The organism is Collinsella sp. TF07-1, from assembly GCF_003437235.1.
Taxonomy (GTDB): Bacteria; Actinomycetota; Coriobacteriia; order Coriobacteriales; family Coriobacteriaceae; genus Collinsella.
In genome coordinates, this window is record NZ_QSRV01000008.1 from 44,203 (window position 1) to 57,386 (window position 13,184).

12 protein-coding genes and 1 other RNA gene are annotated in these 13,184 nt (G+C 59.9%); 8 read left to right on the plus strand and 5 right to left on the minus strand.

Going from position 1 to position 13,184, the window contains the following annotated elements; genetic code table 11:
* Positions 1-37 precede the first annotated feature (37 nt).
* Positions 38-505: a ribose 5-phosphate isomerase B gene (gene rpiB / locus DXC67_RS04675; protein WP_055251633.1), complete on the minus strand. Its 468-nt coding sequence runs from the start codon at positions 503-505 to the stop codon at positions 38-40.
* Between the two features lie 272 nt (positions 506-777).
* Between rpiB and DXC67_RS04680 the strand changes: the two genes are divergently transcribed.
* Complete coding sequence (locus DXC67_RS04680) at positions 778-2,097, plus strand: serine dehydratase subunit alpha family protein (RefSeq protein WP_117637542.1); 1,320 nt, start codon at positions 778-780, stop codon at positions 2,095-2,097.
* Here the strand turns inward: DXC67_RS04680 and DXC67_RS04685 are convergent.
* Positions 2,094-2,852: an HAD family hydrolase gene (locus DXC67_RS04685; RefSeq protein WP_117637543.1), complete on the minus strand. Its 759-nt coding sequence runs from the start codon at positions 2,850-2,852 to the stop codon at positions 2,094-2,096. The genes DXC67_RS04680 and DXC67_RS04685 overlap by 4 nt on opposite strands.
* A 315-nt stretch (positions 2,853-3,167) precedes the next feature.
* On the opposite strand from DXC67_RS04685, the gene rpsA reads away from it, so the two are divergent.
* The 3 genes from rpsA (at position 3,168) to DXC67_RS04700 (ending at position 5,739) form a co-directional block, all read left to right on the plus strand.
* The gene (gene rpsA / locus DXC67_RS04690; RefSeq protein WP_117637544.1) at positions 3,168-4,334 is read left to right on the plus strand and encodes a 30S ribosomal protein S1; all 1,167 of its coding nucleotides are present in this window, start codon (positions 3,168-3,170) and stop codon (positions 4,332-4,334) included.
* Positions 4,335-4,657: 323 nt separating this feature from the next.
* An RNA gene (rnpB, locus tag DXC67_RS04695) (RNase P RNA component class A) lies at positions 4,658-5,019 on the plus strand.
* Positions 5,020-5,100: 81 nt separating this feature from the next.
* The gene (locus tag DXC67_RS04700) at positions 5,101-5,739 is read left to right on the plus strand and encodes a YigZ family protein (protein WP_199410607.1); all 639 of its coding nucleotides are present in this window, start codon (positions 5,101-5,103) and stop codon (positions 5,737-5,739) included.
* 67 nt (positions 5,740-5,806) lie between these two features.
* On the opposite strand, the gene DXC67_RS04705 is transcribed toward DXC67_RS04700, so the two are convergent.
* The gene (locus DXC67_RS04705; RefSeq protein ID WP_055251626.1) at positions 5,807-6,253 is read right to left on the minus strand and encodes a C-GCAxxG-C-C family protein; all 447 of its coding nucleotides are present in this window, start codon (positions 6,251-6,253) and stop codon (positions 5,807-5,809) included.
* Positions 6,254-6,483: 230 nt separating this feature from the next.
* Between DXC67_RS04705 and DXC67_RS04710 the strand changes: the two genes are divergently transcribed.
* The 4 genes from DXC67_RS04710 to DXC67_RS04725 all read left to right on the plus strand — a co-directional run bounded on the left by DXC67_RS04710 (position 6,484) and on the right by DXC67_RS04725 (position 10,413).
* On the plus strand, positions 6,484-7,767 hold the full coding sequence (locus DXC67_RS04710; protein ID WP_117637547.1) for an O-acetylhomoserine aminocarboxypropyltransferase/cysteine synthase family protein: 1,284 nt from the start codon (positions 6,484-6,486) through the stop codon (positions 7,765-7,767).
* Between the two features lie 141 nt (positions 7,768-7,908).
* Positions 7,909-9,213, plus strand: a complete 1,305-nt coding sequence (locus DXC67_RS04715) for an MFS transporter (protein WP_117637548.1) — start codon at positions 7,909-7,911, stop codon at positions 9,211-9,213.
* A gap of 157 nt (positions 9,214-9,370) precedes the next feature.
* Positions 9,371-9,949 (plus strand): xanthine phosphoribosyltransferase, encoded by a 579-nt coding sequence (locus DXC67_RS04720; RefSeq protein ID WP_117637549.1) that lies wholly within the window; start codon positions 9,371-9,373, stop codon positions 9,947-9,949.
* A gap of 83 nt (positions 9,950-10,032) precedes the next feature.
* Entirely contained in the window at positions 10,033-10,413 is a 381-nt protein-coding gene (locus DXC67_RS04725) for a peptide chain release factor-like protein (RefSeq protein ID WP_369831360.1), read from the plus strand.
* An 86-nt stretch (positions 10,414-10,499) separates the two neighbouring features.
* Here DXC67_RS04725 and DXC67_RS04730 read toward each other — a convergent pair whose 3' ends face one another.
* Together DXC67_RS04730 and DXC67_RS04735 are read right to left on the minus strand one after the other, a co-directional pair.
* The gene (locus DXC67_RS04730; protein WP_117637550.1) at positions 10,500-11,462 is read right to left on the minus strand and encodes a diacylglycerol kinase family protein; all 963 of its coding nucleotides are present in this window, start codon (positions 11,460-11,462) and stop codon (positions 10,500-10,502) included.
* Between the two features lie 86 nt (positions 11,463-11,548).
* Positions 11,549-12,970, minus strand: coding sequence for a chloride channel protein (locus tag DXC67_RS04735; protein ID WP_117637551.1), 1,422 nt, complete (start codon positions 12,968-12,970; stop codon positions 11,549-11,551).
* Between the last annotated feature and the right edge of the window lie 214 nt (positions 12,971-13,184).

Sequence of the window (13,184 nt, forward strand, 5' to 3'; positions counted from 1 at the left end):
GGCGGGGGCTGTCGCTAGCGTATGGCGTTGTAAGTCTTTAGGCCTCGTCGACGACCTTGAGACCGCGGGTCTGGTCGATCTCGTTGAGGAGGTTGACGCGACGCTCGTGGCGGCCGCCCTCGAACTCGGCGTCGAGCCACTCGTCGACGATCATCTTAGCGAGCTCGGAGCCAACGACGCGGGCGCCAAAGGCGAGCACGTTGGTGTTGTTGTGCATGCGGGAGAGCTTGGCGCTGAAGGGCTCGGAGCACACGACGGCGCGTACGCCCTCGACCTTGTTGGCAGCCAGGCTGATCCCGACGCCGGTACCGCAGATCAGGATGCCCAGGTCGACGTCGCCGTTGGCAACGGCCTTACCCACCTTGTAGCCGGCGATGGGGTAGTCAAAGCTCTCGGAGGTGTCGGTGCCAAAGTTCACGACCTCGCAGCCGCGCTCCTTCAGGTGCTCGGAAATGATGTTCTTGAGCTCGACGGCGGCGTGGTCGTTACCGATACCGATCTTCATAGATGGTTCCTCTCTGGTCTGTGCGGCGCAAATGCTAAAGGTGTTTACCGCGTTCGACTGCATGATAGCGCGACTTTTGTGTAAACGCTCGGGCGTTTTTTGATCAAACGCTTTAGCAGGCAACAAGACCCGCTTTTCATGAATGAATGCCGCCAGTTTGTGCTTGAGCGCCGTCCGCCGGAACCATGGTTGCGGTTTTTGATGCATTGTTATCAAATAGAAGAGCTAATTATTTTTGAGAGACCAGCCCGTTATGCAAGCAGGAGATACCTATGCCTACCGATTCCCTTCGTGATGCCGCGTTTTGCGATGTTTTGAACCGCGAGCTTGTCTGTGCGCTCGGCTGCACCGAGCCTATTGCCGTTGCCTATGCAGCGGCGTTGGCGAGCCAGACGCTCGGTTGCGAACCCGATCATATGGACGTTGCCTGCTCGGGCAACATCATCAAGAACGTTAAGAGCGTGACCGTGCCCAACTCGGGCGGTATGCACGGTATTGAGGCCGCGGCCGTGCTGGGTGCCGTGGGCGGCGACGCTAAGAGCGCGCTTGAGGTGCTCGAGAGCGTTAACGATGAAGACCGCGCTCGTGTGGCCGAGCTCCTCGCCGACGCCGGCTACTGCGATGTGTCGCTTGTCGAGGGTGTTCCCAACCTCTACATCAAGGTGACTGCGACGGCCGGGGGCCATACCGCGGTCGTCGAGATTACCGATCACCACACTAATGTCACGTGCCATACGCTCGATGGTATTCCGGTATGCGGCAAGTCGGCGGGGGAGTGCGCCGCCTGCGCCGAGCGCGTGGTGGCCGAGCGTGCGGCAGATAACGCCGATACGCCCATGTCCATTGATTCCATCATCGACTTTATCGAGGACGGTGACATTGAGGGCGCCCGCGCTGCCGTTGAGCGTCAGATTGAGCTGAATGGCGCAATCAGTGCCGAGGGCCTTGTGCACGCTTGGGGCGCCGAGGTGGGTCGTACGCTGCTGGGTGCTCGTGCCGATGACGTCGCCTGCCGTGCCCGTGCCCGTGCGGCCGCCGGGTCCGACGCCCGCATGAACGGTTGCGCGCTGCCGGTCGCCATTGTGTGCGGCTCGGGCAATCAAGGCATTACCTGCGCATTGCCCGTCATGGAGTATGCCGAGTACCTGCGTTGCGACCACGAGCGCCTGGTGCGTGCCGTGATGCTGTCCGATCTTATCGCCGTGCATATCAAGAGCTATATTGGTGCGCTCTCGGCGTTTTGCGGTGCTATTTGCGCTGCGTGCGGTGCCGGTGCTGCGATTACCTGGCTGTGCGGTGGCACGCGCGAGCAGATTGGCTCGACGGTTTCGAACACGCTCGGTAACGTTGGCGGCATCGTGTGCGATGGCGCCAAGGCGAGCTGTGCCGCCAAGATTTCGGCTGCCGTCGATGCGGCGATTCTGGGACATGACATGGCCATGCAGGGGCGTGGCTTCCGTGCCGGCGAGGGTTTGATCCAGGATACCGTCGAGCAGACGATTGCCAGCATGGGCTACGTGGGCCGTGTGGGCATGAAGGACACCGACGTCGAGATCCTCAACATCATGATCGGCAAAACCCAAGTGTGCTAGGACAGTTCGTCGGCTACTTGGTGTTCGTAGAAGGCTTCTACTACGGCGTTGAATTCGCGGGCGAAGTCTTCCATGGTTCCTCGCCAGGTGGCTCGGCCGGGTTTTCCCTGACCAACATAGGCAGTCTGAATGCCGCAGGCGGGGCTGGGGAAGTCACGCTTGGGGTCGTTGCCCACCATAAGGACCTCGTGCGGCTCGAGCCCCATCACCTGAAGCTGCTCTAGATAGTAGGTGGCATCGGGCTTGCAGCGGGTGGTGTTTCCCATGTGCGTGACGAGCTCAAAGGGGGCGTCGGCCAGGTCGCCCCAACCCATGCGGCACTCGATGGCCCCCTGCGGAAAGCTGGGGTTGGTGAAGAGCGCGCAGCGCAGCCCTGCGTCCTGTACGGCCTGAAGCGCGGCGTGTGCGCCCGGCATGGCGTGGGCGTTGATGACGTCGTCATTCTTATGCGGAAGAACTTCGCGGTCGTAGTAGGTAAATGCCTCGTAGATGATAGGATCGGAGAGGCAGATGCCGCACCTGCGTTCGACCTCGGTGCGGTAAAACTCAAGATTGGTGCGGTTGTCCGTGCCGCTTCGGCGGTTGGCGTTGAGGTCGACCAGGATGGTGCCGAGGCGTGCCATCGTGCCACCGCGGCTGCGACGTCCGATGTCCGCGAGCATCGACGAGACATCCTTAAAATAGCGAAGGATGAACGCGTTGAGGTTGATGCTAAGAAGCGTCTCGTCCATATCGAAAACGACTGCTTTGAGCACGCGGGCACCTTTCTCGAAAAATCGTTCCAGAATCGTTGGTTCCGGATACTTTACCCCAAAGCCGTATACCTAACGGCCTATCGTCAACTTACGGAGACGGTCGTCCACAAGATTGCGAAAAAGTCTCCATACGAGTAAAAAATCGCAGTTCGCGCTTGAAATCGAAGTAATTTCCCCGTAATCTATACGAACGTGATTGCATAAGCGTCACATTAGTATCTGTCGGCTCCCGAGTGTTCCTAAACGTTGTGTGCTTGTCGCACCCTTCTGTAGGTCCTAGCAATCGGGGCCCCGTAGTTCGAAAGGGGTCCACCTTTGAGTGAGATTCAGAACTCGTCCATTTTCTCTCTTGACGATGTCAACGAGGAGGAGATGAACAACCTCATCGACGGTACGATTACCGACTTTGATGAGGGCGATCTCGTTAACGGCACTGTCGTTAAGATCGAGCATGACGAGGTGCTCGTTGACATCGGATTCAAGTCCGAGGGCGTTATCCCGGTCCGCGAGCTGTCCATCCGCAAGGACGCTAACCCTGCAGACATCGTTGCACTCGGTGATCCCATCGAGGCCCTGGTTCTCCAGAAGGAGGACAAGGACGGTCGTCTGGTCCTCTCCAAGAAGCGTGCCGAGTACGAGCGTGCTTGGAACCGCATCGAGGAGAAGTTCAACTCCGGCGAGAACGTCGAGGGCGAGGTTATCGAGGTTGTCAAGGGCGGCCTGATCCTCGACATCGGCCTGCGTGGCTTCCTGCCCGCTTCCCTCGTCGACCTCCGTCGTGTCAAGGATCTCACCTCCTACATGGGCACCCGCATCGAGGCCCGCGTCATCGAGATGGACCGCAACCGCAACAACGTTGTCCTCTCCCGTCGCGTCGTGCTCGAGGAGTCCCGTAAGGCCGAGCGCTCTGAGATCCTGTCCAAGCTCAAGTCTGGCATGCGTCTCCAGGGCACCGTTTCCTCCATCGTCGACTTCGGCGCCTTCGTCGACCTCGGCGGTATCGACGGCCTCATCCACATCTCCGAGCTCTCCTGGAACCACGTCAACCATCCTTCCGAGGTTGTCAAGGTCGGCCAGGAGGTCGAGGTCGAGGTTCTCGACGTCGATCTCAACCGCGAGCGCATCTCCCTGGGTCTCAAGCAGACCACCGAGGATCCGTGGCGCGCACTGGTCAAGAAGTACCCCGTCGGCGCTATCGTCGAGGGCACTGTGACCAAGCTTGTCCCGTTTGGCGCTTTCGTCGACCTGGGCGAGGGCATCGAGGGCCTGGTGCACATCTCCGAGATGGCCAACAAGCACGTCGACCAGCCTTCTCAGGTCACCCACGTGGGCGACAAGGTTCAGGTCAAGGTCATGGAGATCGACCTCGACCGTCGTCGTATCTCCCTGTCCATGAAGTCCGCTGCTGAGACTCTGGGCGTCGAGATCGAGGTTACTCCGCTGCCTTCCGAGAAGAAGGATGATGAGACCGACGCCGAGTAATTCGGTTTGACGATCACTTGTTTTAAGGGATCCGTCCGTAATGGACGGGTCCCTTTTTGCATTTGGCGCCGAGATGCGCAATGCTGCCGGGCTGTCCACAGGCTATTGGATTGTCGGTGCATGAAAAAAGCCGACATCCCGCCTCGGGGAGGAGGCGGGAACACACCGAGTAGACGGAGGGGTGCGGAGCGCGGTCGCGTCTCGACTGACGACGTTGCCCATCGACAGGACCATTGTAGCGCGTGGCGGTTCTTGGTTTATCGTGTCGAGCGTTTGCGTTGTGCCATTGCCTGCGGCAACGGTGTGTTACACTCTTGCACTGCTGAGTGGGCCAGACGGTCGCGCGATGTGCTGCTTGCAGTACGCGTGAGGAAAGTCCGGGCTCCAGAGGGCGGGATGCCGGCTAACGGCCGGGCGGAGTGATCCGACGGAAAGCGCCGCAGAAAAGAAGACTCCCACCTGCGCCGCAAGGCGTAAAGGGAAAAGCTGAAACGGTGGTGTAAGAGACCACCAGCGTCGTGGCAACATGGCGGCTTGGCAAGCCCCATCCGGAGCAAGCGCGAATAGGAACGCTATGGGCCGGCCCGGTCCGCGTTCGGGTAGCGTGCGTGGAGCTGCACGGTAACGTGCAGACAAGATAAATGACCGTTCACGACAGAACCCGGCTTACAGGCCCACTTGGCATTTTTGTTACCCTGACAATCGGTACGGCCTTTGCCGTATTATTGAGGCTGTTTGTTGCTGCGCTTTATTTTGTTGAGGGGCTTTGTTGGACAGCTATTTTACTCTGCAATCGAATATTGAGGCTTCGGGCGAGTTTGTGGACCGCAAGAGCCGGTTTATTGCCCAGCTGGTCCATATTGAGTCTGAGGACGAGGCGAATGCCTTTATCGAGATGGTTCGCAAACGTCATTACGACGCTCGACACAATGTTCCCGCGTGGATTTTGGTCGATGGACGCGAGCGCCAGAGCGACGATGGTGAACCGAGCCGCACGAGCGGTATGCCGACGCTCGAGGTGTTGCGCGGTGCGGAGCTCAAAAATGTTTGCTGCGTAGTGACGCGCTATTTTGGCGGCACGCTGTTGGGGCCGGGCGGCCTGGTTCGCGCCTATACTGCGGCGACGCAAGCGGCGGTGGCCGCGGCTCAGGAGGCCGGGCAGATCGTCGAGATGACGAGTGTCGTGCCTGTTGACGTGCATGTGGCCTATCCGCAGTATGAGCAGGTGCTTCGCTTGGCCCAGGATTCCGGTGCCAAGGTTTCGGATACCGAGTACGCGGATGCCGTGACACTTCATTTGGTGTTTAAGGCGGGGGAGCAGGAGTCGTTTTGCGCTAAGATGCGCGAGCTTATGGCGGGGCGCGAGGAGATTGAGGTCAGCACTCCCGAATTTGCCGAGTTCTAACGGCGACGGTCGGCGTGCTTTTGGACGGATCCCAAGCACACCGACCGTCGTTTTATGTCGCTGCCGTTTACTCGGCGAGCTGCTTTAGTACATCACAGGCGATTTCGACGGCATCGTCGATGCAACCGGGACAGCTGCGGAGCGGACCCTTGTCCGATCCGATGCCCTTGAGCGTGCCGCAGACGGTCGTCGTGTTCTTCTCGCCAAAGCGCTTGGCAATCTCGCGCGACAGCTTGTAGGTCTGGCCCTTGGTCTTCGGGTTTTCCATGCCATCGCTCATTACAAAGCCCATGATGGCCACGGCGCCCGAGATGGCGCCGCAGGTCTCGGTCATACCGCCCATGCCGGCGCCAAAGCCCTCGGTGAGGGTAAAGGCGACCTGGGGGTCGAGCCCGACAGCGGGCGCGAGCGTGCAGGCGACGGCCTGGGCGCAGTTAAAGCCACGGGCGTGGTATTCGGCAGCCTGAGCCTGACAGGCGGTGATGTCGAGCTGGGCCGTATCGATTTGCTTCATCGTTGTCTCCTTGGTTACGGTGTACCCGCCTATGGTACCCGTGACGGGGCATGTAATCATCGAGAGCTTCATGTATGCCTCGTTTTTATCTATCGAGCAAATGCCCAAGGCTTGAGATAAATACCTCTGATCAATTTGTCCATTAACCTACCTTGGGGATGGGTTGAGAGGGGTGCAGGGTAGCGGTATCGTGAACCGAATAAAACGTAACCCAGGCAAGGGAGCTAGATATGAGCGAGCAGACCATCGGAACTACATGTGTTCAGGGCGGCTATCACCCGGGAGATGCCGAGCCGCGCCAGGTGCCCATCTACCAGTCCACCACGTGGAAATACGACACGTCCGAGCACATGGGCAAGCTGTTTGACCTGGAGGAGTCGGGCTACTTCTACAGCCGTCTGCAGAATCCCACGTGCGATCTGGTCGCCGCCAAGATCTGCGAGATGGAGGGCGGCACCGCTGCGATGCTCACGAGTTCGGGCATGGCCGCGAACTTCCTCGCGATCTTTAACGTGGCCGGTGCCGGTGATCACGTGGTCGCGAGCTCTGCTATCTACGGCGGTACGTATAACCTGCTCGCCCACACCATGGGCCGCATGGGCGTGACTTGCACGTTTGTCGCCCCCGACTGCACCGATGAGGAGCTGGAGGCAGCCTTTGAGCCCAATACCAAGCTCGTCTTTGGCGAGACGATTGCCAACCCCGCCCTTGCCGTGCTCGATATTGAGCGCTTTGCCAAGGCCGCGCATGACCACGGCGTGCCGCTGATGGTCGACAACACCTTCCCGACGCCCGTGATGTGCCGTCCCTTTGAGTGGGGCGCCGACATCGTCACGCACTCTACCACCAAGTACATGGATGGGCATGCGGCCTACCTGGGCGGCGTGATCGTTGACCACGGCCAGTTTGACTGGATGGCCCATGCAGACAAGTTCCCGGGTCTCACCACGCCCGACGAGAGCTATCACGGCGTGACCTATGCCGAGAAGTTCGGTCGCGAGGGTGCCTTCATTACCAAGGCAACCGCTCAGCTCATGCGCGACCTCGGCCCCATGCAGAACCCGCAGGCGGCGTTTTTCCTGAATAGCTCGCTCGAGAGCCTGCATGTGCGTATGCCGCGTCATTGTGAGAACGGCCTGGCCGTTGCTAAGTTCCTGCAGAGCCATCCCAAGGTGCGCTTTGTAAGCTATCCGGGCCTGGAGGGCGATAAGTACTATGACCTGGCTCAGAAGTACATGCCCAACGGTACCTGTGGCGTCGTGAGCTTTGGCTTTAACGGTGGTCGCGCGGCGGCCGAGACCTTTATGAAGAGCCTTAAACTCGCCCAGATCGCCACGCATGTGGCCGATGCTCGCACCTGCTGTCTGCATCCCGCTAACGCCACGCACCGTCAGATGAACGATGAGGAGCTCATCGCCTGCGGCATCTCCGCCGACATGGTGCGCCTGTCGTGCGGCCTCGAGGACACGTCCGATCTGATTGCCGACCTTGAGCAGGCGCTCGAGCAGTGCTAGGCTAGCTTCTCGTATGAAGCGACGGAGCCTCTTGGGGTTCCGGTGACATATAGTTCCGATTCCGTAGGCGGGACCCCAATCGCGGCTGTTCACAGGCGATTGGGGCCCCGTTTTTGCGTTGCGCCACTCGAAAGGATGGATATGGAGAAAACCGCAGAGCAGCTGCGCCGCGAGCGTATTGCCCTAGAGGGCGACACCCATGGCAAGAACAAATGGGCGATTCTGTTTACCGTGCTCATCATGACGTTTATGGTGTGTCTGGATTCGACCGTCGTGACCGTGGCGCTGCCCGTGATGCAAAAGGAGCTGGGCGTGGGCCTCGATCGCATTCAGCTGGTAAGCTCGGTGTATCTGCTTGCGACTTGCGTGGCTATGTTGCCGTTTGGCCGTCTGGGCGACGTGCACGGCAAGGTGAATGTGTTCCAGCTGGGCGTCATCGTTTTTTCGGTCGGTTCGCTGCTGTGCGGCCTTTCGGCCTCGCTCGAGGTTCTTATTCTGGCACGCATTGTTCAGGGCGTCGGTTGCGCGGCGGCCATGGCTAACAACATGGGTATCATCACCGAGTCGTTTCCGGCGCGCGAACGAGGCCGTGCCATGGGTATTCTCGCGACCTTCGTGGCCCTCGGCATGATGTGTGGCCCCGTTCTGGGTGGCATGCTGGTGGCAAGCTTTCCCTGGGAGAGCATCTTCCTCATCAACCTGCCCATTGGCGTCATTTCGTTTATCGTGGGGCTCTACACGCTGCCGCATGTTAAGCCGGAGGCCGGCGAGCGCCCGATGTCCCTGATCGAGGCTGCTCGTCGCTGCTTTGCAAATTCGGCCTTCACCATCAACCTTGCCTGCATGCTCATCGTGTTCGTTGGCATCGGTGCGTCCGAGTTTATCCTGCCGTTCTATTTTCAGGACGCCCACGGCTTTGGTTCTGACATTTCCGGATTGCTCTTTTTGGCGTTGCCGATGGTGAATGCCTTTATCGGCCCGCTTTCGGGTACGGTTTCGGACCGTGTTGGCTGTGAGGGCCCCACGGCGGTCGGCCTGGGCGTGTACGTGTGCGGTCTCTTTGCGGTAAGCACGCTCGATGAGCACTCTTCTATCCCTGTGATCGTGTGCTGCGTCGCATTTATGTCGTGTGGTACGTCGATTTTCCAGAGCCCCAATAACTCGCTGTACATGGGCTCGGCTCCGCGCGAAGCGCTCGGCTTTGCTGGCAGCCTGGGTAGCCTGGCGCGCTATGCGGGTATGGCGGTGGGTATTACGGCGGCGTCGCATATCCTGTATGGGCAGATGAGCGTGGCGATGGGCGAGGCCGTGACCAGTTTTGTTGCAGGCCGTCCGGATGTATTCCTATTTGGCTTTCGCTCGGTGTTCTACGTGCTTATGGCTGTGGCCGCTGTGGGCTTTGCGCTCGCCATGGTGCGTTTTGTGAGGATGCGCGCCCGCCATTAGCGTGTTGGGAGGCTGTCTGCCACGATTCGCGCCGTCCCAAAAAGACTGGTTTGTGGTGCGATGCGGCTTGTGGGGCGGGCGGGGGTCGGTCCGTGGTAGACTATCGAACAACGTTTATTAATCGCGCGGTATCGTTGCCGCGAGAAGGGGTTGCGCCATGCAGGAGCTTGAGGATCGTATTCGCCATGACGGCATCGTAAAGGCCGGTAACGTCCTTAAGGTTGATGCCTTCCTCAACCACCAGTGCGACGTTGAGCTGTTTGACCACATGGGCGCCGAGTGGGCCCGTCTGTTCAAGGATGCCGAGATCAACAAGATCCTGACGATTGAGGCTTCGGGCATTGGCATGGCTTGCATCGCGGCTCAGCATTTTGGCGGCGTGCCGGTGGTCTTTGCCAAGAAGGCACAGTCCATCAACCTCGACGGCGAGCAGTATGCCACGACCATCTACTCCTTTACCAAGCAGAAGGAGTACCCGGTCATCGTTGGCAAGCGCTTTCTGTCCGAGGGTGACAAGGTTCTGATCATCGACGACTTCTTGGCCAACGGCTGCGCGCTCGAGGGTCTTATCAAGATCTGCGAGGCTGCGGGTGCCGAGGTGTCCGGTATTGGCATTGCAGTGGAGAAGGGCTTCCAGGACGGCGGCGATAAGCTCCGCGAGCGCGGCTTCCGCGTCGAGAGCCTGGCCCGTATCGCCGATATGGACTGCGAGACCGGCGAGATCACCTTCGCCTAAGCGCGCAACACAAGCGATTGGTATGCGATGTGACAAAGGGACTGTCCCTTTGTCACATTTTTTGTATGAGGGAAGGTGTTGATATGGATGAGAACAAGATGGGATGGCGCGAATATGCGCGCTATGCCGAGATGTCGGCCGAGGAGTTGGCGCGCGATTGCGAGGTGCAGGTGTTTCGCGCGACGGGTCCGGGCGGACAAGGCGTCAACACGACGGACTCGGCGGTGCGCATGAAACATATCCCTTCGGGGATTACCGTGACGGCGCGCGAGAGCCGCAGTCAGTTCCAAAACCGTAGTAGCTGCCTGCGTAAGCTGCGCGCTGAGCTTGAGCGTCGCGGGCGTCCACCGCGCCGACGCGTAAAGACCAAGGTGCCTCAGCGCTCTCGCCAGCGCAGGCTCAATGACAAGCACTTCAACGCCATTAAAAAGGCCAACCGTCGCAAACTGGGCAGCGACGAATAGCCTCCTCATAAGTTGCGGTGAAATAGGGACTGTTTTGCGGCTTTAGCTGCATAAGCAGTTCCTATTTCACCGCAACTTAGGCGGGGTTAGCGGGTTGGGTGCCAGACTTGGAGGGCACCGGGTAGGATGTCGACTTCGATGCGCGAGGCGACAACGGGCTCGCCGTCGGCCTGGATGGGGTAGTCAGGCTTCTCAAAGGTGAGCTCGGCATGGCGGCAGCGGCGCATGCGAACCGGCGGCAGCTTGGTGTGGTGGCCGTCCTTGGCCGAAAGAAACATAGGCAGGGCTACCGCGCGAGGGACAGGGCCGCATGCGTAGCAGACGTCGAGCATGCCGTCGCAGGGGTCGGCATCGGGGCAGATGCGATAGCCCGAGCCATAGGTGGGGCCCAGCTGAATTGCCATGATGATCGCCCTCACGCGCTCGGCGGGCGCGCCGTCAAAGCTGACTGTCATGGGGTAGTTGCGATAGCGTAGGCCAAACTGCTCAAGTCCCGAGAGGGTGTAGAGCGGAGCGCCCGTCAAGCCGGTCTTTTTGCGCAGTTCGGTGGTGCCAAGGCCGATGGCGGCATCAATACCGACGGAGAGCGTCTGGTCGTAATACTCGACGATCGCCTCGCCGCTGCCTCTTGCGGGGTTCCATGAGCGAATCCGCCCGATGTCCTGACGCTGCAGCTCACAGGTGAGCAGCGCGCCAAAATCCTTGCCGGAGAAATCTTCGATGCCGAGCGTCTGGGCAAAATCGTTGCCGGAGCCCACGGGCAGGACGGCAAGAGCGGGGCGGGCGTCCTCCTTTTGCGTCATAAGCCCGTTGACGACCTCGTGGATCACGCCGTCGCCGCCGAGTGCGATAACGGTGCGATAGCCCTGAGCCCGTGCGGCCAGCTCCTTGGCGTGTCCCATACGCTCGGTCAACACCAGGTCAAACTGGGATGCGCGTGCAGTCATGTCCAAAAAGCGTTGCAGGCGCTCGGCAACTTCGCGTGCCGCACCCGACTGGGCGGCTGGGTTGGCGATGATGAGCGTGCGACCAAAATCAGTTGCGTGCATGGGGCGACTCCCGGCGTGTGACATGACAGTGCGGTCGCGCTCAGGTCGAATTGCCCCCGATTGTGGCTGCACGGTGATTACTACGTCTACTCTATCAGGTCGTTGTGGCGCTCGATAGCATCCGCCACCGTGCCGCCCTCATCCACAATAAGCGAACGGCGTTTGGGTGAGATGATGCGCTGCGCGGGATACACGCCACGGTGGCCGCCGGCAAGGTAGCTAATAAACGAAACGATGACAAAGAAGCCCGCGGCCGTTCCATGGAACAGGTCGATGGCCATCATGCAGGTGGTGATGGGCACGTTGAGGCCGGCGCAGAACACGCCGAGCATGCCGAGAGCCGCCAGAAAACTGGGGTCGAGCCCGGTAAGGCAACCGATCCAGCCACCGAGTGCCGCGCCGATGCCAAACAGGGGCGTGACCTCGCCGCCTTGGAAGCCCGCGCCCAGGGTAAGCGCTGTGACGACCAACTTGATGACTGCGTCCGCCAGGGTGGTGTTGCCTGCAAATCCGGCGCCGGAAAGCCACGTGGAAAGGCCGGCGTAGTCCCAGGCGTCGAGGAGGGCATAGGCGGCCAAAACCACGAGTGCGCCTATGAGTGCGCGAACGAGGTAATTGGTGATAAAGCGACCGTACAGGCTCTTGACGGTTCGAACCGACCAGGCAAAGAGGCGTGCCGTCAGGCCGAAGATAATTGCGCTGATAACAACGATAACGACCGTTTTGGGCGTCATGTCGGGGACGCTGGCGATAACATTCGTCTCATACTCGGTACCCAGGGCAAGCGACGTAAAGTAGCCGGTAAACGAGGCGACCAGGCAGTAGATGCCCGCGGTGTAGTCGATCTTGCCGATAAAGCACATCTCCATGCCAAAGAACGCGCCGGCAAGGGGCGAACCGAATACGGCGCCAAAGGCCGACGAGATGCCGGCGAGCATGAGGTCGTGGTGGTCATGCTTTTTGAGGTGGGCGAGGCTCGAGATGTTGCTGGCGATGGTGCCGCCAATCTGCACCGCAGCTCCCTCGCGACCGGCCGACCCGCCCGTTAGGTGCGTAAGCGTGGAGCAGACGAAGGTGAGGACGGCCATGCGCATATGGATGAGGCGTGTGCCCAGAGCGGAGTCGATGACCAGGTTGTTTCCGCGTTTGGCGGCGAGACCGTGGTTCTTGTAGACCCACGCGGTGGCCATACCCACGATGGGGAGCAGGGCGTACACCCACGCATGGTGTTCGCGATAATCGGTCGCGATATTCAGTGAGGCCAAAAACGCCCAAGCGGCAACGCCCATGGCGAGCGAGACGATGACGACGAGCACGAGCAACTTGGCGCTCGCAAGTAGGTTGCGGGCGTTGCGGCGCGTGTCGGCAGCCAAGAGATGCTCGGAGCGGGTGAGCTGGTTGCGACCGCTGATGATCAAGTCGGCCGGAGAGAAGGACCTGCCGTCTGTGTCCTGACGGGTGTCATCAGACGGGTCGAGTGTATTTTCACGTTTATCGATAAAAGCCATAACGTCCTCTTTTTTGTTGCGATGCATGCATTATAAGACGGCACCCCGTGCCTTAAGGCAATTGACAGGTTTCGGTTCTGTTACGAAAGGCGCATGGCCGACAGGTGTATTTGCCGTTGCGGGCCATGTCTTGAGCGGGCAGCGGGGGATTATACTGAACCAAACATAAAGAATCGGCGCCACTGTTGCGCGCCGTGGCATGTAAGAGGTGTAT